We start from the raw sequence: 22493 nt of genomic DNA, 5'->3' as shown, positions 1-22493 counted from the left end.
CAACCCGCTAGGTAGGCCTCATCCATGCCTGACGCTCTGTCGCAAGCCGACCCCAAGCGCTGGAAAGCGCTCATATTCATCGCCCTGGCCCAGCTGATGGTCGTGCTCGACGCGACCATCGTGAACATCGCCCTGCCCTCCGCCCAGTCCGACCTCGGCATCTCGGACGGCAACAGGCAGTGGGTCATCACGGCCTACGCCCTCGCCTTCGGTGGTCTGCTGCTCTTCGGCGGCCGCATCTCCGACCTGTGGGGCCGCAAGCGCGCGTTCGTCGTCGGCCTGATCGGCTTCGCCGCCGCGTCCGCGCTCGGCGGCGCCGCCGTCAACACCGGCATGCTGCTGGGCGCCCGCGCCCTGCAGGGCGTCTTCGGCGCGCTGCTCGCCCCGGCGGCCCTGTCGCTGCTCGCCGTCCTCTTCACCGAGGCGAAGGAGCGCGCCAAGGCGTTCGGCATCTTCGGTGCCATCGCCGGTGCCGGCGGTGGTGTCGGCCTGATCCTCGGCGGCCTGTTCACCGAGTACCTCAACTGGCGCTGGACGTTCTTCGTGAACATCCCCTTCGCCGTCGTCGCCGCGGCCGGCGCGATCGCCGTGATCCACGAGCCCGAGGGCAGCCGCAACCCCTCGAAGCTCGACATCCCCGGCGTCATCCTGGCCACCCTCGGCCTGGTCTCGCTGGTCTACGGCTTCACCCGCGCCGAGTCCGACGGCTGGACCGCCGGCAGCACCCTCGGCCTGTTCGCCGCGGCGGCGCTGCTGCTGCTCGCCTTCGTGCTCGTCGAGCGGAAGGTCAAGGCGCCGCTGCTGCCGCTGCGCGTGCTCACCGACCGCAACCGCGGCGGCATCTACGTCTCGCTGGCCCTCGCCGCCATCGCGATGTTCGGCCTCTTCCTCTTCCTGACCTACTACCTCCAGGTCGTCCGGGGGTACTCGCCCGTCAAGACCGGCCTCGCGTTCCTGCCGATGATCGCCGCGATGATCACCGGTTCCACGCAGATCGGCGCCCGTCTGATGACCCGCGTCCCGGCACGGCTGCTGATGGGCCCGGGCTTCCTGCTCGCGGCCGTCGGCATGGTCGTGCTGACCCAGATCGACCTGGACACCTCGTACACCACCGTCGTCCTGCCCGGCCTGGTGCTGATGGGCCTCGGCATGGGTACGGCCTTCATGCCGGCCATGAGCCTGTCCACGCACGGCGTCCAGGCCCGTGACGCCGGTGTCGCCTCGGCGATGGTCAACACCTCGCAGCAGGTCGGCGGCGCCATCGGCACCGCGCTGCTCAACACCATCGCCGCCAGCGCCACCACGGACTACTTCAAGGACCACATGGGGTCCGGCGCCAACCCGAAGCTGCTCACCTTCCAGTCGATGGTGCACGGCTACTCCACCGCCGTGTGGTGGGCGGCCGGCATCCTGACGGTGTCCGCGGTCGTCGCGCTCGTCGCCATCAACGCCGGCCACCAGGGCGGCCCGGTCGCCGGTTCGGCCGACGGCGAGGGTGCCGAGGACGTCGTCCCGGTGATGGCCCACTGATCGGCTAGTACCGCACAGGCGCCTACCAGCACGCGAAAGCCCTCGCCGTTCCCCGGCGGGGGCTTTCGCGTCGTGTGCGTACGTCGTGGTGCGTACGTCGTGTGCGTAAGGCGTCGGCAGTCGTGCGCGTAAGGCGTCAGCGCAGCCAGGGCAGGTCCGCCCCCGCTGGCTGCAGGCCCGCCGCGATGATGCGGCAGGCCTCGCCGAACTGGGCGGCCTGTTCCGGGGTGAGGCGGTCGAAGACCGCGGCGCGGACGGCCTCGACGTGGCCCGGCGCCGACCGCCGCAGCATCTCGAAGCCGGCGTCGGTCAGCACGGCCAGCTGGCCCCGCTTGTCGGAGGGGCACTCCTCGCGGCGCACCCAGCCGTTCTTCTCCAGCCGGGCGATGGCGTGCGACAGCCGCGAGCGGGTGATCTTGGCGGACTGGGCGAGCTCGGTCATCCGCATCCGGCGGCGCGGCGCCTCCGAGAGCTGTACCAGCAGCCCGTAGTAGATGTGCGGCATCCCCGCGTCCCGTTGCAGCTGCCGGTCGAGGTGATCCTCCAGGAGCGTGTAGGCGTGCATGTACGCCCGCCAGGTGTCCTGCTCCGCCGGGGTCAGCCAGCGGGGTTCGGCGGCGGCCCCGGGGGTCTCGGCGGACGGGGCCTCGGCTCGGGCCTCGGCGCTCGCCGCGGGTCGGTTCTTCATAACGTCCACTGTTTCACTCGCTGCCTCCCCGGCGCGTGCCCGGAGCTCGATGCTTGAAGTTTAAATAAGTATGAACTAAGGTCGGACGCAGAGCTTGATATTTCAAGTAGATCCTCGAGGAGGCCCTCATGCGCATGCCCGCCCTCTACCTCTCGCACGGCGCGCCGCCCCTCGCGGACGACCCCGTATGGCCGGGCCAGCTGGCCGACTGGGCCGCCGACCTGCCCCGCCCCCGCGCGATCCTGATGATCTCCGCCCACTGGGAGGAGGCCCCGCTCGCGCTGGGCGCGACCGGGACCGTCCCCCTCGTGTACGACTTCTGGGGCTTCCCCGAGCACTACTACCGCGTCCACTACCCCGCCCCCGGGGCCCCCGAACTCGCCGACCGGGTGCGCCGCACGCTGCGCGGCGCCGGTACGCCCGTGCAGGACCTGCCGGAGCGGGGCCTCGACCACGGCGCGTACGTCCCGCTGGTCGAGATGTACCCCGACGCCGGCGTACCCGTGCTCCAGATGTCGCTGCCCACGCTCGACCCGCGACGGCTGATGGACATCGGCCGCAGGCTCGCGCCGCTGCGCGACGAGGGTGTGCTGATCGTCGGCAGCGGCTTCTTCACCCACAACCTCGCCGCGCTCAAGCACGCGGGATCCGGGCCGCCCTCCTGGTCGGCGGAGTTCGACGCGTGGGGGCGCGAGGCGCTCGAGGCCGGGGACGTCGACGTGCTCGCCGACTTCGCCCACAAGGCCCCGGCGGGCCGGCTGGCCCACCCCCGCACCGAGCACTTCGCGCCGCTCTTCGTGGCCATGGGCGCCGCCGAGGGCGACCTCGGCGGGCAGCGCAGCGTCATCGACGGCTTCTGGATGGGGCTGGCCAAGCGCTCGGTGCAGTTCGGGTGACTCCCGGCGCCCGCCTCCGGGAAGGAGTACGGGCGCCGGGCGCGGGTAGCCGCGTTCAGTGTTCGTGCCAGTAGAAGATGTAGTACGACGCGAGGCCCATGCCCAGGCCGAAGGCGAGCCCCACGAAGCAGGAGTCGAGGACCGACGCCCCGCTCAGGCTGCGCAGGAAGCCCATCGAGACTCCGAAGAGGGTGCCGAACGCCGCCGCGCGCACCTCGGTGATCATCCGGTTGCGCTCGTGGATCACGGCGTAGCCCAGGGCGGCCGCGATCACGCCGGCGACGATGCCCAGCACCCAGCCGCCGCCCTCGGAGAAGCCGTTGTCGTGGGCGAGGAAGACGGCGTAGAGGCCGAGGACCACGCCGCCCGCGACGGGGACGGCCCGGACGGCGCGGGAGGCCCGCCCCTCGTGGCGCACATGGCCGGTCCGGGAGACCGGTCCGGGGGCTTCGTGGGCGGGGTACCGCCCGGTGATCGAGTGCGTCGGCATGACGGGCTCCTCTCACTCACCCTCCGTCCCACCAGCGCACACCCGGCCACCGGGCCCGGCAACTCGATCATCCGGCGGAACACGGCCGTCACCTGGTGGAACGCGGCCGTCACCCGGCGGGACGGCGGCCCGGGAAACCGACCTTCCGGGATTTCTCCGGGCAACCGGAGCCCGCCGGGCGGCGTCTGTGCAGGGGAAGGGTGGCCACGGACGGACGGCGCCGGAATGTGACGGCCGTCTCATGGACGCCCTGGCCGCGCGGTGGCGCGGCGGGCGCGACGACGGCGTCGCCGCCCGTCTGACCTGCGCTTCCGTCCGGACCGGCCGGCCGGCCGCCCCGGTTGCGACCGCGCAGGATACTGCATGATCACAAAAAAGAAGAAAGCTTCGGGGAATTCTGTCCGGATTCCGGCCGTTCTTTACTTCGGACGGGGCGCCCTACCGGTCGCCCGGCCCACCCCGCGACCGTCTCATCGCAAGGGAGTACGCATGGCAACCCGTGCCGTCGCCCGTCGTCGGACCACCAGCGCCACCGGTGGAACGGACGAGGCAAGCAGCGTTCGCGTGTCCTCAGGCGGGGAGATCGCCGATCGCGACCTGGTCGGCATGTACCTGGACGAGATCGCGCGTACGCCCCTGCTCGACGCCGCCAAGGAGGTCGAGCTCTCGCAGACCATCGAGGCGGGCGTCTACGCCCAGCAGATCCTCGACGGCCTCGAGGACGGCGGTGACAAGGCCGGCGCGGCATCCCGCGAGGAGCTGGAGGCGATAGCCGCCGACGGCGCCCGCGCCAAGGACGTCTTCATCAAGTCCAACCTCCGCCTCGTCGTCGCCGTGGCCCGTCGCTACCCGCGCAGCGGCCTGCCGCTCCTCGACCTCATCCAGGAGGGCAACGCCGGCCTGGTGCGCGCGGTGGAGAAGTTCGACTACGCCAAGGGATTCAAGTTCTCCACGTACGCCACGTGGTGGATCCGCCAGGCCATCACGCGTTCGATCGCCGACCAGTCGCGCACGATCCGGCTGCCCGTCCACCTGGTCGAGGAGCTCGGCCGCATCCGACGGGTCCAGCGCGAGTTCAACCGCGAGAACGGCCGCGACCCCGAGCACGCCGAGATCGCCACCGAGCTGGGCACCACGCCCCAGCGCGTCGGCGACGTGCTCGACTGGGCCCGCGACCCGGTCAGCCTGAACATGCACGTGGACGACGAGGGGGAGACCCAGTTCGGCGACCTGCTGGAGGACACCTCCGCCGTATCGCCCGAGCAGTCCGTCATCGCGCTCCTGCGCAGCGAGGAGCTCGAGGGCCTCATCGGCCGCCTCGACCACCGCACCGCGTCGATCATCAAGGCGCGCTACGGCATCGAGGACGGGCGCGAGCGCACGCTCACCGAGGTCGGCAAGCAGCACGGCCTCACGCGCGAGCGCATCCGGCAGATCGAGAAGCATGCTCTGTTGGAGCTGAAGAAGATGGCTCACGACACCGGGTTCGACGCGGCGGCGTAAAAGGGCATACCCTCATAGACCGGGCCCCGGCGCCTCCCCCCCTTGCGCCGGGGCCCTTCTCTCTGCCCGTTTTCCGCCTGCTTGCCGCCCCACAGGGCTCAGCGCGCGGCCGCCGCGCGGCTGATCCGGGCGCCCAGCCCCTCCAGGAGCTCGACCAGCTCCCGCGGCTCCTCCACGGTGAACTCGCAGTCCACCATCGCCAGCCGGAAGGCCACCCACTCCAGCGCGTCCGACGACGTCACGTCCAGCCGGCAGGCGTCGTCGCCGTCCGCGGCGGGCACCCCGAGCCAGTTCGGCAGCCGCGCCGCCACGAACTCCACGGGCGCCCGGAACGTCGCCACCAGGCGGTACGTCGGCTGCAGCCGGGCCATCGACCGCTTGAGGAACTCCGCCGCGTCCGCCACCGGCAGCTCGCGCGGGGCGAAGCGCGCCCCCGTGGCGAACGGCTCGCTCACCCGGTCGACGCGGAAGGTGCGCCAGTCGTCGCGGTCGATGTCGTAGGCGACGAGGTACCACCGGCGGCCGGTGCTGATCAGCCGGTGCGGCTCGACCAGCCGCTTCGTCTCGGTGCCGTCGCCCGTACGGTAGGTGAAGCGCAGCCGCTCGTGGCCGGTGGCGGACGAGGCCATGACGGTCAGCGTGCGCGGGTCGACGGTCGCGCCGTCGCCGGAGGTGAGCGGCACCGTCGCCGCCTGCAGGGCGGAGACGCGATGCCGCAGCCGGGACGGAAGGACCTGCTCCAGCTTGGCCAGGGCGCGCACCGACGCCTCCTCGATACCCTCCACGGCATGGCCCGCGCCCGCCCGCAGCCCCACCGCGATGGCGACCGCCTCCTCGTCGTCGAGCACCAGCGGCGGCAGGGCGGCTCCGGCCGCCAGCCGGTACCCGCCCTCCGCTCCCATCGTTGCCTGTACGGGGTAGCCGAGATCGCGGAGCCGCTCGATGTCCCGCCGGATCGTGCGGGAGCTGACGCCGAGCCGGTCCGCGAGCTCGCTGCCGGGCCATTCACGAGGCGTCTGGAGGAGGGACAACAGATTCAGTAGCCGTACCGGGGTGTCCGTCATGGTCCTCACAGTGTCAGGGATGTAGGACTCCTTTTGTCCTACATCCGGGTTAGCTTTTCCCGAGCGACATGGACGACACCGGACGAACCCGGCGAACGACAAGGAAGGCCCCGCTTGTGACCACCACCGCGACCACCGATCCGCCCCTCGAGGGCGCCGCCGACCGCCGCCGCTGGCTGGCGCTCGCCGTGGTGATGACCGCGTCCTTCATGGACCTCGTCGACGTCACCATCGTCAACATCGCCATGCCGAGCATCCAGAAGGACATCGGCGCCTCCTTCAGCATCCTGCAGTGGATCACCGAGGGGTACGCGCTCGCCTTCGCCGCCGGCCTGATCACCGGCGGCCGCCTCGGCGACATATACGGGCGCCGCCGCGTCTTCCTCCTGGGCATGGGCGGCTTCACCGTCGCCTCGATGCTCTGCGGCCTGGCCGGCGACCCGCAGCTGCTCGTCGCGGCCCGCGTCCTGCAGGGCGCGACGGCGGCGCTGATGGTGCCGCAGGTGCTCGCCATCGTCCACGCCACGTTCCCCGCGCACGAGCGCGGCAAGGTCTTCGGCCTCTTCGGCGCCATCGTCGGGCTGGGCGCGGTCTCCGGGCCGATCCTCGGCGCGCTGCTGACCCAGTGGAACCTCTTCGGGCTCGAGTGGCGCCCGATCTTCCTCGTCAACCTTCCGGTCGGCGTCGCGGGCCTGATCCTGGGCCGTAAGTTCATCTCCGAGTCCAAGGCGCCGCAGGCCCTCAAGCTCGACCTCGTGGGCGTCGTCCTCGCCACCGGCGGCCTGCTGATGCTGCTCTACCCGCTCACCCAGGGCCGTGAGCTGGGCTGGCCGCTGTGGGGCCACCTGTGCATGGCCGGCAGCGTGCTGGTCTTCGCCGCCTTCGTGGCGTACGAGCGGTACAAGACCCGCAAGGACGGGTCGCCGCTGGTCGAACTGTCGCTGTTCAAGGTCAAGAGCTTCGCCGCCGGCATCGGCGTCGAGATCGCCTTCGGCATCGTCTGCGGCATCTTCTTCCTCATCTGGACGCTCTACATGCAGATCGGCCTCGGCTGGAGCCCGCTGCGGGCCGGCCTGACCGGCATCCCGTTCTCGATCGGCGTCTCGGTGGCGGCGGGCATCTCGGTGCAGAAGCTCGTCCCGAAGTTCGGCCGCAAGGTCCTGCAGGCCGGCGCGCTGTCCATGATGGGCGGCGTCGTCCTCTACATCTGGGAGACCGAGCACTTCGGGCTGGACATAGCGCCCTGGCAGATGGCCCTTCCGCTGATCGTCATGGGCCTCGGCATGGGCCTGATCGTCGCCCCGCTGACGGAGACCGTCATCGCCGAGGTCCCGCGCGAGCACTCCGGCTCCGCGTCCGGTCTGATCAACACCACGCAGCAGCTGGGCAACGCGATCGGCCTCGGCCTGGTCTCGGTCGTCTTCTTCAACGCCCTGGACGAGAAGAAGATGGCCCAGGGCCAGGCGGGCGAGGCGTTCGCGGGAGCGTTCCGCCACGGCATGTGGTGGGCGGCCGGCGTGCTCGTCGTCGTGCTGGCCCTGATGTTCGCGCTGCCCCGCAAGCCCACGGCTCCCGCCGAGGTAGTCGAGGACGCCGCGGCGGGCGACGCCTCCGCCGACGCGTCGGCCACCGGCAAGGAGACGGCCGCGACGCGCTGAACCGACGCCTGAGGGCCCGGTCCTCCCCCGTGGGGACCGGGCCCTCGCGCGTGGTGCGCCGGACGTCTTTCCCCCGTTGCCCCCGCCGCTTCATTCTTCCTTTCCGCCCGTACCGGCCGGAAGCGAGCAGTCATGCGCAGGCGGGCGGGATTGATAACGTTGCCTGCATGGCGAAGGGCAGCGTGTCCGATCCGAGCGTGCGCCAACTGCGACTGCTGCTCGTCCTGTCGGAGGAACTGCACTTCGGACGGGCGGCACAGCGGCTGTTCATCAGCCAGCCGGCCTTCAGCCGGCAGATCCGGGCCCTCGAGGAACGCCTCGGCCTCACCCTCGTCGAACGCTCCACGCGACGCGTGGAACTCACCACCGCCGGAGAGGCCCTCCTGCCCCACGCACGAGCCATGGTGGACGCCGCCGACGGACTGCGCCAGGCCGTGGACACGGCGCGGCGGACCCGGACCCTGTCCGGGCGGCTGGTCTTCGGCGCGTACGCCGTCGCCCTGCCCGTCATCCGGGCCGTCGTCGAGCGGATGGGCCGGCTCCACCCCGGCCTGGACGTCGAGCTCCGCGAGGTCACCTTCGCCGAGCAGGCGCAGGTACTCCTCGAGGACCGCGTCGACGCGGTCCTGTGCTTCGGCCCCCTGCCGCCCGGCCTGCAGACCCTGGAGGTGGCGACCCAGCACCGGCTCGTCTGCCTCCCCGACGGCCACCCCCTCGCCCACCGCGACCGGGTGACCATCGCCGAACTGGCCGGCATCCCGCTCGTCAACGTCGCCGACCGCGTCCCCCGCGTCTACCGCGAATTCTGGTCCGTGGACCCGCGCCCCGACGGCTCGCCCGTCCTGGCCACGGACCACCGCGCGACCACGCTCGACACCCTCATGTCCGCCGTCTGCCTCGGCCAGGGCATCACCTTCGCGGCGGCCGACGTCCGTGAGCTCATGCCCCGCCCGGGCATCAGCTACGTCGAGGTCACCGACCTGTCGCCGTGCAGCGTGGTCCTCGCCTGGGCGGCGGCACGGCGGGAGAAACCGGCGATCGTCGCGCTGCGCGGCGTCGTGCGCGAGGTGTGCGGCGCGACCGCGGGGGCCGGGCCGAACGCCCGGTGGTGGGACACGCCCCCGCCCACGCCCACGCCCCCGGCTCAGTCCGGCCAGACGCCGTAGCGGCGGGCGAACGTCACCTCGGCCGCCTTCAGGCCGAGCTCCTCCTGCACGGTCGGCGGACGCAGATTGGACGTGGGCGTACGCCAGGTCGTCCCGTTGGGGTGCCGGACGCTGGCCATGCGGTCGGCATCGATGGCGGTCACCTTGCCCCGCCCGCCGGTGACGGTGTCCACCGCGTTGGCCCCGACCTCGATCTCGACCTCGACCCCCATCAGCGACCCGCCCCCGTCCCCGCCTCGATCACCCGCGCGAGATCCCGCGCCGCGTGCGGCCGCACCATCCCGAGGTCGACGAACACCGTCTCGCTCATCCCGGGCGCGGTGTGCAGACCGAGGGCCGGCAGCGCGATTCTGGCGCCGAAGAGCGCCTCACGGAGCGTGGCCAGCGCGGCTTCGGCCTCGTCGAACGGGTCGAGAGTGGCGTGTGGGACGGGGGTGGGCATGAAGACCTCGGATTGTGTTCGGGTGTTCACTCGTTCGAGCGGGTCAACTACTTTGCCGGAGACCAGGGTTGCGCACGGTGCGTACCGTCGGTAGGGGGTGGGGATCCCAACCCCGACCATGGGATAGGGGGCGGTGCGTATGGCTCGGCGCGTACGGGAACTCACGCCGGAGAAGTCGGCCCGACACCTGTTCGGCGCGGAGATCCGGCGCCGCCGCGAGCAGGCCGGGATGACGCTGGACGGACTGTCGGAGGTCGTGCGCTACAGCCGCAGCCACCTTTCGCGCATCGAGATCGCGGACTATGTGCCACCGCCGGACCTCGCGGCGAAGCTGGATGCGGCGTTCGGGACGGACGGGCTTTTTGAGCGTATCTACGCGCTGGCGCGCCACGAGGTTCATCCGGATCAGTACCGGCGCCGGATGGAGATGGAGGCGCAAGCACGCGTCATCCACGAGTACGCGGGGCAGTTCGTCCCCGGACTCGTGCAGACGGAGGCCTACGCTCGGACTCTCTTCCGCGTCGGCGACCCCAGGCGGACGGAGGACAAGGTCGCCGAGATGCTGGCGGCCCGCCTGAATCGGCAAGCCCTGCTGAAGACGGAGCGCGCACCGGACTTCGCGTGTGTGCTCGACGAGGCGGTTCTACGGCGTCCCGTGGGCGGGCCTTCGATCTGGCGCGAGCAGCTGGCCGCGTTGATCGCGATCGTGGACACGCCCACGACTACTGTGCAGGTTCTGCCGTTCGAGCACGGGGAACATGCCTTGATGGGTGGGTCGCTGGCACTCTTCATCGCCGAAGACGGCCATGCCATTGCTTACGAGGAAAGCAACAGCACGGGGCAGTTGCTGGAGGATCCGGAGGTCGTCAGCCGTCGGCGACGTGCCTACGATCGGCTCAGGTCCTATGCCTTGTCGCCAAATGATTCGGCGGCCTTCATCCGTCACGTCATGGAGGAACTACCCTCGTGAACGCCACTCCGGACCTGTCCAAAACGGTGTGGACCAAGTCCAGCTACAGCAATCCCGACGGCGGCGGCTGCGTCGAGTGGGCTCCTGCCACAGCCAGAACCGGTGTCATACCCATACGCGACTCCAAGCGCCCCGAACGCACCCCGCTCCTCTTCGCCCCCGGAACGTGGGCGGCGTTCGTCGCGACGCTCAAGTCGTAGACCGGTAGAGCTCGCGGTACGAGGGGAAGACGCCGCCCGGCCCGTCGACGCTCTCCGCCGCGAGCACGCCCTTGACCACCGCCCGCGTCAGCACGTCCGCGCCCGCCGCCAGGATCTCGTTGACCGCGCCGGCGGCGAAGTCGGCGCTGCCGGGCAGGTGTTCCTCGTGCGGCAGCGGCCGGCGGCCCGTGGCCATGGCGAAGACCGTGTCGCCGTCGGTCAGCAGGTGTACGGGCCGCACCGCGCGGGCCAGGCCGTCGTGGGCCGTGCCCGCCAGCTTCTGCGCCTGGGCGCGGGTGAGGACGGCGTCGGTGGCGACCACGGCGATGGTCGTGTTCAGCGGCGGGTGCGCCGACGCCGCCCAGCGCCGCGCCGACTCCTGGCGGGCCGCGTCCAGGGCCCGCTGGGCGGAGGCGTGGCGCTCCGGCTCCGGGTACTCGACGCGGCCGCCCTCGACATAGCGGCCGTAGAGCACGCCGGTCGCCGGGTCGGCCACGGACCCGGCCGCGTTCACGGCCGCGAGGGCCGCGACCGTCACCCCGGAGGGCAGCACGAGGCTGGCCGTGCCGATGCCGCCCTTCAGACCGCCGGCCACCGCGCCCGTGCCGGCGCCCACATTGCCCTGCACCACGGGGTCGCCGGGGCGGCTGCGGGCCGCCGCCTCGGCCGCCTCCCGGCCGAGGGCGGCGTCCGGGCGGGCGCGCCAGTCGCCGCCGCGGCCGAGGTCGAACAGGGCCGCCGCCGGGACGACCGGTACGACCTGGGCCGGGTCCGGGCCCACGCGGAAGCCGCGGCCGGCGTCCTCGAGGAACGCCATGACCCCGGCCGCCGCCTCCAGGCCGAAGGCGCTGCCGCCGGTCAGGACGACGGCCTCGACGCGCTGGACGAGATTGCGCGGGTCGAGGGCGTCGGTCTCCCGTGTGCCGGGCCCGCCGCCGCGCACGTCCACGGCGGTCACGACCCCGCCCGCGCCCGTTCCCGTGCCTGGGTCGGTGAGGACGACGGTGGTGCCGGTCAGGGCGCCGTCACCGGTGCGTTGCGCGTGACCCACGCGCAGGCCGGGCACGTCCGTGAGGGCGTCGAGGGGGCCGGGGATCGGGGCGGGCCGCGTGGTCGTCATGCGGCATGCGTACCACGGGACGGACGTTCGGACAGGCCCGTTTCCCCTCTCGCCGCCAGCACCGCTCCCACCGCCACCGTCGCCGCCGCCACCAACCCCGCGAGCAGCACCGCCGCGCTGCCCGCGAACGTGCAGGCCAGGACTGCCACGGACGCGGTCGGCAAGGTCAACTGCTGTGCGGGGCCCCGTTTGTAGTGGCGGGAGTGGAGGAGCCAGACCGAGAACGTGAAGAGGGCCGCCGGGACGGTCACCGTGGCCGACGCGGCGAAGGTGGAGATGTGGGCCTTGCCGATGACCTGCTCGACCGCCACCTCGATGCCGGCGCCCATGGCCGCCGCCGAGCAGAAGACCACGTAGTGGCCGTAGCCCCAGAGGAAGGCCTGGCGGTTGGAGGCCAGGTGGAGGTGGATGGGGACCGCGAAGTAGATCCAGTAGGCGGCGAAGATCAGGAGCAGGCCGCCGGCCGCGATCGGCACCAGGGTGCCCAGGGCCTCGTGCTCGTCCGCGGCCGACTGGACCGCCGTCGTGGCGGCCGCCACCGTCTCGCCGAGGACGATGATGGTGAACAGGCCGTACCGCTCGGCGATGTGATGCGGGTGCCAGGCGGTCGCCCGGCCGCGTTCGGCGACGACGGGGACCGTCATCTCCGCGATCGCCATCACCACGAAGACCCACGGCTCGGCGCGGTCGGGCAGGACCAGTAGGCCCAGCCAGCCGACCTGGCAGAGGCACACGCCGATGGCGTACCGCAGGGCCGTGCGTCTCTCGGCCCCCGTCGACGCGTGCGCCGCGCGCAGCCACTGGAAGACCAGCGCCAGGCGCATCACCAGATACCCGAACCACACCAGCGAGAAGTCGCTCGCGTCGAACGCGCGGGGGATGCCCGCCGCCAGGATCAGCACGCCGGCGATCTGCACCAGCGTCACCACGCGGTAGAGCGCGTCGTCCGTGTCGTACGCGGACGAGAACCAGGAGAAGTTCATCCAGGCCCACCAGATGGCGAAGAACATCATCAGGTAGCCCGGGATGCCGTGGCCCGGATGACCTTCCGCGAGCGCGTGCACCAGCTGCCGGCCGGCCTGGGCGACCGCGACCACGAAACAGAGGTCGAAGAAGAGCTCCAGCGGGGTCGCCGTCCGGTGCTCCTCCTCGCGCCCGCGCTCGGTCATGGGCCGCAGCAGGCCCGAGCTCCGGGCGGGAGGCGATTCCTCGCTCATAGGGCGATTGTCGCCGGGGCGCCCGCCCGTCGCCCGGCGAACGCCGCCCGTCGCCCACTGAACGCCTGTCGCCCGTCGCCCGCCGACCGCCCGCCGCTGGGCCCGCCCGTACCCTGGAGGCATGAGTACCGCCCCCGAACCGCGCACGCCCCGGCGTGACCCGGCCACCGCAGCCGCGCTGATCTTCGACGACCCGCTGTCGCAGCAGTCCTCGGACGACACCGACCGTGGGTGGGGCGACCGCCCGGCCTCCGGCGGTGGCGACAGCGCCGCCGACCTGGCCCGCTTCCTGGACGAGAAGCCGCCCCACCACGTCTGACGGGCGCACCGGTGCCGCCCGCCGCGCGTCCGCCTAGCGGGGGGCCGGCACCGAGTCCGAGCCCGGGCCCCGGCGCTGCTCGATCAGGGTGTCGCGGATCTGGGCCAGCAGCTCGATCTCCGTCGGCTCGGCGGGCTTGTTCTCCACCGGGGCCTTGGCGGCCTGGCGGTCCTGCCAGCGCTTCATCGGCAGCAGCATGAGGAAGTAGACCACCGCCGCCGTGATCAGGAACGTGAGCGAGGCGCTGAGCACCGCGCCCCACTGGATGTAGACCCCCTTGGTCACCTCTCCCGTCGCGCTGCGCGCGCAGGGGCCCTTCAGGCAGGCCGCGTAATGATCGAGGTCCTTGGTGCCGAACGCACCGACGACCGGGTTGATGACGCCCTTGACCACAGAGTTCACGATGTTGGTGAACGCCGCCCCGATGACGACGGCGACCGCGAGGTCCACGACGTTGCCTCGCATCAGGAATGCCTTGAAGCCTCCAAGGACCCCTGTCTTCTTCTCGCTCACCGAACAACCTCTCTCTGTGCGTACCTGTGACGGAATGGTCGATTCCATAACATACGAGAGAATCTGGCTGCCCTGTGACATCCCCAAACACGATCAGCCCAGCCGCCGGCGGACCGGCCGCGCCGCCCGCTCACGCGCACCGGAGCGAAGAGCGGCACGCGTCGGCGCGGGGGCGTCCACGGCGGAGGCGGAGGGGGAAGCGGAGAAGGGGACAGAGGGGGAGGGGGAGTGGGAGCAGGCATGCCGGGCCACCGCCTTTCGTGAGGAGCGCGAGCGCGTTCTCGGCGCTCCTCACGATCCCGGCTTTTCCCGGACCCCGCCCGGGCCTGTGGACTACCGCCCGGTTGTGGAAAACCCCGTGCCCCGTGTGGGGGTGACGCAGGCATCACCCCACGCGGCCCCGGCCGGTTACGGCAGCTCGATCCCCAGGTCCCAGCCGTCGTGGGCGCGGGTGCACAGGCAGTCGCGGTCCTCGGTCTTCGGCAGCGCCGCCACCGCGTCGAAGAGCACCTCGCGCAGCCGTGCCACGTTCTCGCCGAAGACCCGCAGCACGTCCTCGTGGGTGACGCCTTCGCCCGTCTCGGCCCCCGCGTCCAGGTCCGTGACCAGCGACAGCGAGGTGTAGCAGAGGCCCAGCTCGCGGGCGAGGACGGCCTCCGGGTGCCCGGTCATGCCGACCACCGACCAGCCCTGCGCCGCGTGCCAGAGCGACTCGGCGCGGGTCGAGAAGCGCGGGCCCTCGATCACCACCATCGTCCCGCCGTCCACCGGCTCCCAGTCGCGCCCGCGCGCCGCGCCCAGCGCCACCGCGCGCCCCACCGGGCAGTAGGGGTCGGCGAAGGTCATGTGGACGACCTCGGGGACCGTGCCGTCGGCCAGCGGCGTCCCGTCGAAGAAGGTCTGCGTGCGGGCCTTGGTGCGGTCGACCAGCTGGTCCGGCACGAGCAGCGTCCCCGGCCCGTACTCCTCGCGCAGCCCGCCCACCGCGCACGGCCCCAGCACCTGGCGCACGCCGAGCGAGCGCAGGGCCCAGAGGTTGGCGCGGTAGTTGATGCGGTGCGGCGGAACGGTGTGGGTGCGGCCGTGGCGGGGGAGGAAGGCGACCTTCCGGCCGGCCAGTTCGCCGAGGAAGAGCGAGTCGCTCGGCGCCCCGTAGGGCGTCTCCATCGTGATCTCGGTCACGTCCTCGAGGAAGGAGTAGAACCCCGATCCCCCGATGACGCCTATCTCCGCCGTGCCTGCTGATGCGCTGATCGTGTCGGCCATGCGGTCACCCTAGCGGGACCGCCCCGCCCGGCCCCGGCTGGACATACGACGAAGCCCGTCGCCCCCCAGTGGGGGCGACGGGCTCCGGTGCATACGTGAGGCTGCGCGTCAGGCGGCCGAGCTGCTGCTGCTCGAGCCCGATGACGCGGCGGGCGCGGAGGAGGTGCTCTTCGACGCAGAGGACGACGCGGAGGGCGACGCGGACGACGAGCCGGTCGACGTGGACGTCGACGACTTCGTGGCCGGGCTGCTGCTGGACGACGAGCCGCGGCTGTCGTTCCGGTAGAAGCCGGAGCCCTTGAAGACGATGCCTACCGCCGAGAACACCTTCTTCAGGCGGCCGTCGCACTGCGGGCATACGGTCAAGGCGTCGTCGGTGAACTTCTGCACCGCCTCGAGGCCTTCCCCGCACTCGGTGCACTGGTACTGGTAAGTCGGCACTTGCTCCTCCTGGCACTCTCACTCAATGAGTGCTAACGATGCTCAATAGTGCAGTATTCCGGTCCGTCAGTCCACCGAAACGGGCTGACGGTGACCGACCCCACGTGCCGCGACGACCGACTCCGACCGAGGGGTCAGGGCCTTGCGCAGCGTGAACAGCACCACCAGGGCGATGGCCGTGCCGACCAGCGGCACCAGGAAACCGGTGCTCGCGCCATGGGCGTCGATCAGCCGTCCGCCCACGGTCGCGCCGGCCGCCTGGCCCAGGCCGACGGCGCCCGTCAGCCAGGTGAACGCCTCGGTGCGGGCGCTCGCCGGGACCAGCTTCTCCACCAGCGTGTAGCCGGTGATCAGCGAGGGCGCGATGCACAGGCCCACCAGCATGCCCACGGCACCCAGCAGCACCATGGAGTCCGCGGCCCACAGCGGGGAGGTGGCCAGCACCAGCAGCGGGAAGGCCGTCAGCAGCCGGCGCTGCGGGCTGGACTTCCACGCCACGAGGCCGCAGACGATGCCGGCGATCATGTTTCCGGCCGCGAACGCGCCGTACATCAGACCGTTCAGGCCGGGCTCGCCCAGCTCCTTGGTGAAGGCCGTCATCGACACCTGCATGCCGCCGAAGACGGTGCCGATGCCGAGCATGACGACCGCCAGCACCCGCACGCCGGGCACGGACAGCGCGGAGGCGCGCTTGCCGTCCGCCGCGCCGGCCGCCGAGCGGCTCGGCTGCGGCTGCGTACGCCGCTGCGTGGCGAAGAGCAGGCCGCCGGCCAGGGTCAGCACGGCCTCCGCGACCAGGCCGGCGGCCGGGTGGACGCCGGTGCACAGCGCGGTGGCCAGCACCGGGCCGATCACGAAGGTGAACTCGTCGGTGACGGACTCGAAGGCCGCCGCCGTGGACATCAGCGGCGAGCCCTCGAGCTTGTTCGCCCACCGGGCCCGCACCATCGGCCCGATCTGCGGGGTCGAGGCGCCGGCCGGCACGGCGGCCGCCAGCAGCGCCCACAGGGGCGCGTGCGACAGCGCGAGCACCGTCAGCAGCGAGATCGCGGCGGCGTGCACGACGACGCCGGGGATCAGCACCGCGGCCTGGCCGAAGCGGTCCGCGAGCTTGCCGCTCTGCGGCGCGAAGAGCGCCATGGCCACGCCGGCGGTCGCCGAGACGGTGCCGGCGGTGCCGTACGAGCCGGTGGTGTCGTTGACCAGCAGCAGGATGCCGATGGTCAGCATCGCGAAGGGCTGCCGGGCCAGGAAGCCGGGGAGCAGGAACGTCCAGGCGCCGCGGGTGCGCAGCAGCTGTCCGTATCCGGGGCGGGCCCCGGCGGAGTCGTTGACCGTGGATGCCACGGCCGGCCTTTCCGCTGCCTGGTAGCGCGCTCCGGACGGGTGTCGCACGGAGCGCGCCGAGAGCTGTCCTCTCGCGCAGGACCGTGGTAGATGCCTATCCGGCCGCCTTGTGGCACCAGGGGCCACGCGACCGCGGCCGCCGTGCGGTCGCGCCAGCCCTGCATCAGGCAGAGTTGGTTCGGTGTGAAGGTCAGACACGGTGCGTAACGAAACTCCCGTTACGCACGTGAATAAGCGGATAGCTTACTTAACTGACTTCCTCTTTACCAGACCCCACTTTGCTTTGGGCTTCGCGACCGCATCGCCCACCACGTTTCCCGCGCCCAGCCAGCCGGCCAGCTTGCCGCCCTCGCCGACCGCCCGCAGCCGTCGCTCGGTGGCGTCGCGCACCGGGTCGGTGGCCACGACCATCAGCTCGTCGCCCTTGCGCAGGACGGTCGTGGGCCCCGGCACGAAGCTGGCGTCGTCGCGGACGACCAGGGTGACGGCGGCGCCCGGGGGCAGGCGCAGCTCGGAGACCTCGACGCCGTGCATCTTCGAGCCCTCGGGGATGGCCACGGACAGCAGGTGCCCGCGCAGCCGCTCCAGCGGCGCGGACTCGATGCCCAGGTCCTCCGCCTCGTTGTCGCCGAGCCGGAGCCGGCTCGCCAGCCAGGGCAGGGTCGGGCCCTGCACCAGGGTGTAGACGATCACCAGCACGAAGACGATGTTGAAGATCCGGCGGCTGTCCTGGACCCCGGCCACCATGGGGATGGTGGCCAGGACGATCGGTACGGCCCCGCGGAGTCCCGCCCAGGACAGCAGCACCTTCTCCTGCCAGGGCGTACGGAACGGCGCCGTGCTCAGGAAGACGGACACGGGCCGGGCCACCATGGTCAGCACCAGGCCGACCATGAGCGCGGGGATGATGTCGTCGAACAGCTCGTGCGGGGTGACCAGCAGGCCGAGCAGGACGAACATGCCGATCTGGGCGATCCAGCCGAGCCCCTCGGCGAAGCCGCGGGTGGCCGGCCAGTGCGGCAGCCGGGCGTTGCCGAGGATCAGCGCGGCGAGGTAGACGGCCAGGAAGCCGGAGCCGTGGGCGAGCGCGCCGCCCGCGTAGGCGGTGACGGCGATGGCCATCACGGCGATGGGGTAGAGGCCGGAGGCGGGGAGGGCGACGTGTCGCAGCCCGTAGGCGCCCAGCGTGCCGATCGCGAGGCCGACGGCCGCGCCGATCGCCAGTTCCAGGGCGATCCTGCCGAGCAGGACGTACCAGTGGTCGACCGGGCCGGCGGCCGAGAAGGCGACGACGAGGATGACGACGGGGGCGTCGTTGAAGCCGGACTCGGCCTCCAGGACACCGGTGAGCCGGCCGGGCAGCGGGACGTTGCGCAGGACGGAGAAGACGGCCGCGGCGTCCGTGGAGGACACGACGGCGCCGATGATCAGGGCCTGGCGCCAGTCGATGCCGGCCAGGTAGTGCGCGGCGGCCGCGGTGACGCCGACGCTCACCGCGACGCCGAAGGTGGAGAGCACGGCGGCGGCCGGCAGGGCGGGCTTGATCTCCTGCCACTTGGTGCCGAGGCCGCCCTCGGCGAGGATCACGACCAGGGCGGCGTAGCCGATGACCTGGGTGAGGCCGACGTCATTGAAGGAGATGCCTATGCCGTCCTGCCCGATGGCGACGCCTATCCCCAGGTAGATGAGCAGGCTGGGAAGCCCGCTGCGCGAGGAGATGCGGACCGCCGCCACCGCGACGAGCAGGACGAGCGAGCAGAGCAGCAGGAGTTCGTTGAGGTGGTGGACAGTCAGGGGCCGGTCCCTTCACGAGGTTTTGACACGGTCTCTTCCGCCGACCGACCGGAACGTTTCACCAGCCGATGGGAAGTTCGTTTCCTAATCTAATATTTTACGGGTTCTTGACGCGGTCGCGACGGGGAGGTCCCCGGGCCGGGCAGGGGACCGGGCGTGGGAGGCGACTCCGCGTCGGGGCCTTCCCCGCCCTGCGCCTATGGTTGCTTCCAGCATTCCAGGACCACCTGCCCCTCTAAGGACAGCGATGCCCGCCAACAAGAACGGCCCCGGCAAGAAGAAGAAGGGGCGACGCGCCCGCCTGCTCGTGATCACATTCGTGCTGCTGCTCGTGGCGGGCGTCGCCTTCGGCGCGTACTGGAGTGTCAGTACCGTGCGCGCCTCCTTCCCCACGACGGACGGCACCCTGAAGCTCAAGGGTTTGTCGGGCGAGGTGAAGGTCGTCCGGGACGACCACGGCATCCCCCAGATCTACGCGGACAACGCCGAGGACCTCTTCCGCGCCCAGGGCTTCGTCCAGGCGCAGGACCGGTTCTGGGAGATGGACGTCCGCCGCCATCTGACGGCGGGACGGCTCTCCGAGATGTTCGGCTCCGGCCAGGTCGAGACCGACGCCTTCCTGCGCACCATGGGCTGGCGCCGGGTCGCGCAGCAGGAGTACGACACCAAGCTGTCGCCGGCCACCAAGAAGCACCTCCAGGCGTATTCCGACGGAGTCAACGCCTACCTCAAGGACCACAAGGGCAAGTCGCTCTCCGTCGAGTACGCGGCCCTGGAGTTCGAGAACGACTACAAGCCCGAGGCCTGGACCCCGGTCGACTCGGTCGCCTGGCTCAAGGCCATGGCCTGGGACCTGCGCGGCAACATGCAGGAGGAGATCGACCGCTCGCTGGCCTCCTCCCGGCTGAGCCCGAAGCAGATCGAGCAGCTGTACCCGGCGTACCCGTACGACCGGAACAAGCCGATCACCGAGGGCGGAACGGTCGATACCGCCACGAAGACGTACGACCCGAAGGGCGCCGCGGGCACCGGCACACAGGCCGGCGCAGGTCAGAACGCCACGACCGGCGGCGGCGCCGCGGCCGGCGGGCTGCGCTCCAGCCTGTCCTCGCTGTCGAGCACCCTGGAGAAGGTCCCGGCGCTGCTCGGCCCGAACGGCAACGGCATCGGCTCCAACTCGTGGGTGGTCTCCGGCAAGTACACGACCACCGGCAAGCCGCTGCTGGCCAACGACCCGCACCTCGCGCCGCAGATGCCCTCGCTCTGGTACCAGGTGGGCCTGCACTGCACCAAGACCGGCGCCCAGTGCCCGTACGACGTCGCCGGCTACAGCTTCTCCGGCATGCCGGGCGTGATAATCGGCCACAACAAGGACATCGCCTGGGGCATGACCAACCTGGGCGCGGACGTCTCCGACCTCTACCTGGAGAAGGTCACCGCCGACTCCTACCTCTACGACGGCAAGCAGAAGCCGTTCGTCACCCGCAAGGAGACCATCAAGGTCGCGGGCGAGAAGAGCCGCGAGATCACCGTCCGCGAGACCAACAACGGCCCGATCGTCTCCGACCGCAACGACGAGCTCGTCAAGGTCGGCGCGAAGGCGCCCGTCAAGGACCCGGCCCCCGACCGCGCCGACGGCTACGCCGTCGCGCTGCGCTGGACCGCGCTGGACGCGGGCAAGACCATGGACGGCCTGTTCGCGCTGAACAAGGCGAACGACTTCCAGTCCTTCCGCAAGGCGGCCGCCGACTTCGACGTCCCCTCGCAGAACCTGATCTACGCCGACACCAAGGGCAACATCGGTTACCAGGCCCCGGGCCGCATCCCGGTCCGCGGCAAGGCGGGCGAGGCCAAGGGTGAGGCCAAGGGCGAGGACCAGGCGACCGGCCAGACCGGCCAGACCGGTGCCAACGGCACGACCGCCCGGACCGACACCAACGGCGACGGCCGGATCGACGCCAAGGACGAGGCGAAGACCGACGGCAAGACCGACGCCCAGGCCGCGGCCCCCGACGGCCGCCTCCCGGCCCCCGGCTGGGACCCGGCCTACCAGTGGACCGGCTGGATCCCGCAGTCCGCGCTGCCGTACGACTACAACCCCGAGCGCGGCTACATCGTCACCGCCAACCAGGCCGTCGCCGACAAGAAGTACCCCTACCTCCTCACGCAGGACTGGGGCTACGGCGCCCGCAGCCAGCGGATCAACGAGCTCATCCAGTCGAAGATCAAGGACGGCGGGAAGATCTCGACGGACGACATGCAGAAGATGCAGCTGGACAACAGCAGCGAGATCGCCAAGCTGCTGACGCCCTACCTGCTGAAGATCGACGTCAAGGGCGCCAACGAGCGCGAGACGAAGTACGTCCGCGAGGCCCAGAAGCTGCTCAAGGACTGGGACTACAACCAGGAGGCCGACTCGGCCGCCGCCGCGTACTTCAACGCCGTCTGGCGCAACACCCTCAAGCTGGCCTTCGGCAACAAGCTCCCCAAGGAGCTGCGGGTCAAGGACCAGTGCCTGCGGGTGCGGCCGGCGGACGACTCGCGTCCGCAGGAGGACCTGGACGGCAACACCCGCCTGGTCCTGGAGTGCGGCGAGCGCGAGCCGGACAACGCCCAGCCGGACGGCGGCGACCGCTGGTTCGAGGTCGTCCGCAGCATCCTCGACAAGCCTGAGGACTCCTGGTGGAAGACCAGCGGCACCCGCACCAACCCGGGCGCCAAGAACCGCGACGAGCTGCTGGAGCGCGCCATGAAGGACGCGCGCTGGGAGCTCACCTCCAAGCTCGGCAAGGACGTCACGTCCTGGAGCTGGGGCCGGCTGCACCAGCTGAACCTCAAGAACCAGACCCTCGGCAAGGAGGGCCCCGGCATCGTGAAGTGGATGCTCAACCGGGGGCCCTGGAACCTCGCCGGCGGCGAGGCCGCGGTCAACGCCGCGGGCTGGAACGCGGCGGGCGGCTACGACGTGATCTGGGTGCCGTCCATGCGGATGGTCGTCAACCTCGACGACCTCGACAAGTCCCGCTGGATCAACCTCACCGGTGCCTCCGGCCACGCCTACAACGCCCACTACTACGACCAGACGGACAAGTGGGCCAAGGGCGAGCTGCTGCCGTGGGCCTTCAGCCCGGACGCGGTGAAGAAGTCGGGCGACGCGACGCTCACGCTCAAGCCGTAGCCGGCCTCGGCGCTAGCCGAAGCGGCGCACCCCGCCAGGGGTGACCACCGCGTGCACGGGGTGGTCGTGCGGTTCCTCCGGGACCCGCGCGACCACCTCGTCGTCGTAGAGGAGGACCACGCGCGCCGGGTCGGCCCCGGCCCGCTCCAGGCGGGCCAGCACCCGGTCGTACGAACCGCCGCCCCGGCCCAGCCGCAGGCCGCGGTCGTCCACCGCCAGCCCCGGCAGCAGCACGGCGTCGGCGCCGGTGACCGCGTCGGGGCCCAGCCGCTCGCCGTCGGGCTCCAGCAGGCCCTTGGAGGCGCGCACGAGACGGTCCGCGCCCCGGTAGGGCGCCCAGTCGAGGTCGTTGTCGGGCAGCAGGACCGGCAGCAGGACGCGCACGCCCCGCGCGCGCAGCGCGTCCAGCAGGGCGCGGGTGCCCGGCTCGCTCCCCACCGAGACATAGGCGGCCACCGTCCGCGCCCCGGCGAGCTCGGGCAGCTCCAGCGCCCGGCGCGCCAGAGCGGCCTCGGCCGCCGCGATGTCATCCGAGGTCAACCCGGATCTCACGGCCAGGAGGGAGCGCCGCAACCCGCTTTTACTAGGCTGGGGAGGGCCTGGAAACGCATTGGCTTCGATCATTGTTCGTACAAACTCCTCGCCTCAGGTCATACTCGGCGGAGTAACATCTTCCGCCCAAACGCAACGG

22 protein-coding genes are annotated in these 22493 nt (G+C 71.4%); 9 read left to right on the top strand and 13 right to left on the bottom strand.

Going from position 1 to position 22493, the window contains the following annotated elements; translation table 11 throughout:
- Window positions 1-24 precede the first annotated feature (24 nt).
- Window positions 25-1530, top strand: a complete 1506-nt coding sequence (locus J1792_RS03350) for an MFS transporter (protein WP_086574447.1) — start codon at window positions 25-27, stop codon at window positions 1528-1530.
- Between the two features lie 136 nt (window positions 1531-1666).
- On the opposite strand, the gene J1792_RS03345 is transcribed toward J1792_RS03350, so the two are convergent.
- Window positions 1667-2218 carry a MarR family winged helix-turn-helix transcriptional regulator gene (locus tag J1792_RS03345; protein WP_086574448.1) on the bottom strand — a complete coding sequence of 184 codons (552 nt, stop codon included), beginning with the start codon at window positions 2216-2218 and terminating at the stop codon, window positions 1667-1669.
- A gap of 128 nt (window positions 2219-2346) precedes the next feature.
- Between J1792_RS03345 and J1792_RS03340 the strand changes: the two genes are divergently transcribed.
- A complete protein-coding gene (locus tag J1792_RS03340; RefSeq protein WP_086574450.1) occupies window positions 2347-3114 on the top strand; it encodes a dioxygenase family protein in 768 nt (255 codons plus the stop codon).
- A 55-nt stretch (window positions 3115-3169) separates the two neighbouring features.
- Here J1792_RS03340 and J1792_RS03335 read toward each other — a convergent pair whose 3' ends face one another.
- The gene (locus J1792_RS03335; protein ID WP_086574452.1) at window positions 3170-3604 is read right to left on the bottom strand and encodes a hypothetical protein; all 435 of its coding nucleotides are present in this window, start codon (window positions 3602-3604) and stop codon (window positions 3170-3172) included.
- Window positions 3605-4093: 489 nt separating this feature from the next.
- On the opposite strand from J1792_RS03335, the gene J1792_RS03330 reads away from it, so the two are divergent.
- Window positions 4094-5107: a sigma-70 family RNA polymerase sigma factor gene (locus tag J1792_RS03330; protein WP_086574454.1), complete on the top strand. Its 1014-nt coding sequence runs from the start codon at window positions 4094-4096 to the stop codon at window positions 5105-5107.
- A 98-nt stretch (window positions 5108-5205) separates the two neighbouring features.
- Here the strand turns inward: J1792_RS03330 and J1792_RS03325 are convergent, their stop codons facing one another.
- Window positions 5206-6171: a helix-turn-helix transcriptional regulator gene (locus tag J1792_RS03325; RefSeq protein ID WP_086574456.1), complete on the bottom strand. Its 966-nt coding sequence runs from the start codon at window positions 6169-6171 to the stop codon at window positions 5206-5208.
- A gap of 194 nt (window positions 6172-6365) precedes the next feature.
- On the opposite strand from J1792_RS03325, the gene J1792_RS03320 reads away from it, so the two are divergent.
- Together J1792_RS03320 and J1792_RS03315 are read left to right on the top strand one after the other, a co-directional pair.
- A complete protein-coding gene (locus J1792_RS03320; protein WP_242645622.1) occupies window positions 6366-7829 on the top strand; it encodes an MFS transporter in 1464 nt (487 codons plus the stop codon).
- A gap of 167 nt (window positions 7830-7996) precedes the next feature.
- Window positions 7997-8995 (top strand): LysR family transcriptional regulator, encoded by a 999-nt coding sequence (locus J1792_RS03315; protein WP_086574459.1) that lies wholly within the window; start codon window positions 7997-7999, stop codon window positions 8993-8995.
- On the opposite strand, the gene J1792_RS03310 is transcribed toward J1792_RS03315, so the two are convergent.
- Together J1792_RS03310 and J1792_RS03305 are read right to left on the bottom strand one after the other, a co-directional pair.
- Entirely contained in the window at window positions 8974-9207 is a 234-nt protein-coding gene (locus J1792_RS03310; protein WP_086574461.1) for a hypothetical protein, read from the bottom strand. The genes J1792_RS03315 and J1792_RS03310 overlap by 22 nt on opposite strands.
- Window positions 9207-9437 carry a hypothetical protein gene (locus tag J1792_RS03305; protein WP_086574463.1) on the bottom strand — a complete coding sequence of 77 codons (231 nt, stop codon included), beginning with the start codon at window positions 9435-9437 and terminating at the stop codon, window positions 9207-9209. The genes J1792_RS03310 and J1792_RS03305 overlap by 1 nt, the downstream gene beginning before the upstream one ends.
- Window positions 9438-9576: 139 nt before the next feature.
- Here J1792_RS03305 and J1792_RS03300 point away from each other — a divergent pair, with 139 nt between their 5' ends.
- Both J1792_RS03300 and J1792_RS03295 read left to right on the top strand, forming a co-directional pair.
- On the top strand, window positions 9577-10407 hold the full coding sequence (locus J1792_RS03300) for a helix-turn-helix domain-containing protein (protein WP_086574465.1): 831 nt from the start codon (window positions 9577-9579) through the stop codon (window positions 10405-10407).
- Window positions 10404-10607 (top strand): DUF397 domain-containing protein, encoded by a 204-nt coding sequence (locus J1792_RS03295; RefSeq protein WP_086574467.1) that lies wholly within the window; start codon window positions 10404-10406, stop codon window positions 10605-10607. Before J1792_RS03300 ends, J1792_RS03295 begins: the two co-directional genes overlap by 4 nt.
- Here the strand turns inward: J1792_RS03295 and J1792_RS03290 are convergent.
- Together J1792_RS03290 and J1792_RS03285 are read right to left on the bottom strand one after the other, a co-directional pair.
- On the bottom strand, window positions 10597-11727 hold the full coding sequence (locus tag J1792_RS03290) for a P1 family peptidase (protein ID WP_207246640.1): 1131 nt from the start codon (window positions 11725-11727) through the stop codon (window positions 10597-10599). The two genes, J1792_RS03295 and J1792_RS03290, sit on opposite strands and share 11 nt — an antisense overlap.
- Window positions 11724-12944: a low temperature requirement protein A gene (locus tag J1792_RS03285; RefSeq protein WP_207246639.1), complete on the bottom strand. Its 1221-nt coding sequence runs from the start codon at window positions 12942-12944 to the stop codon at window positions 11724-11726. The genes J1792_RS03290 and J1792_RS03285 overlap by 4 nt, the downstream gene beginning before the upstream one ends.
- Window positions 12945-13065: 121 nt before the next feature.
- Here J1792_RS03285 and J1792_RS03280 point away from each other — a divergent pair, with 121 nt between their 5' ends.
- Complete coding sequence (locus J1792_RS03280) at window positions 13066-13263, top strand: hypothetical protein (RefSeq protein ID WP_086574828.1); 198 nt, start codon at window positions 13066-13068, stop codon at window positions 13261-13263.
- Between the two features lie 33 nt (window positions 13264-13296).
- Here J1792_RS03280 and mscL read toward each other — a convergent pair whose 3' ends face one another.
- The 5 genes from mscL to J1792_RS03255 all read right to left on the bottom strand — a co-directional run bounded on the left by mscL (window position 13297) and on the right by J1792_RS03255 (window position 18624).
- Window positions 13297-13776: a large conductance mechanosensitive channel protein MscL gene (mscL, locus tag J1792_RS03275; RefSeq protein WP_086574826.1), complete on the bottom strand. Its 480-nt coding sequence runs from the start codon at window positions 13774-13776 to the stop codon at window positions 13297-13299.
- A 408-nt stretch (window positions 13777-14184) separates the two neighbouring features.
- Window positions 14185-15042 carry an S-methyl-5'-thioadenosine phosphorylase gene (locus tag J1792_RS03270; protein WP_086572004.1) on the bottom strand — a complete coding sequence of 286 codons (858 nt, stop codon included), beginning with the start codon at window positions 15040-15042 and terminating at the stop codon, window positions 14185-14187.
- 108 nt (window positions 15043-15150) lie between these two features.
- Entirely contained in the window at window positions 15151-15483 is a 333-nt protein-coding gene (locus tag J1792_RS03265) for an FmdB family zinc ribbon protein (RefSeq protein ID WP_086572006.1), read from the bottom strand.
- A 66-nt stretch (window positions 15484-15549) separates the two neighbouring features.
- Window positions 15550-16830, bottom strand: a complete 1281-nt coding sequence (locus tag J1792_RS03260; protein ID WP_086572008.1) for an MFS transporter — start codon at window positions 16828-16830, stop codon at window positions 15550-15552.
- A 243-nt stretch (window positions 16831-17073) separates the two neighbouring features.
- Entirely contained in the window at window positions 17074-18624 is a 1551-nt protein-coding gene (locus J1792_RS03255) for a potassium/proton antiporter (RefSeq protein WP_242645618.1), read from the bottom strand.
- 247 nt (window positions 18625-18871) lie between these two features.
- Here J1792_RS03255 and J1792_RS03250 point away from each other — a divergent pair, with 247 nt between their 5' ends.
- A complete protein-coding gene (locus J1792_RS03250; protein WP_086572009.1) occupies window positions 18872-21802 on the top strand; it encodes a penicillin acylase family protein in 2931 nt (976 codons plus the stop codon).
- Window positions 21803-21814: 12 nt separating this feature from the next.
- Here J1792_RS03250 and J1792_RS03245 read toward each other — a convergent pair whose 3' ends face one another.
- Window positions 21815-22426, bottom strand: a complete 612-nt coding sequence (locus J1792_RS03245; RefSeq protein WP_086572012.1) for a 5-formyltetrahydrofolate cyclo-ligase — start codon at window positions 22424-22426, stop codon at window positions 21815-21817.
- Window positions 22427-22493 lie beyond the last annotated feature (67 nt).

The sequence above is a fragment of the Streptomyces triculaminicus genome (assembly GCF_017349075.1).
In the GTDB taxonomy this organism is placed as follows: domain Bacteria; phylum Actinomycetota; class Actinomycetes; order Streptomycetales; family Streptomycetaceae; genus Streptomyces; species Streptomyces triculaminicus.
The sequence above is the reverse complement of the archived record's forward strand: the minus strand, read 5'-3'. Positions and strand labels throughout refer to the sequence as shown.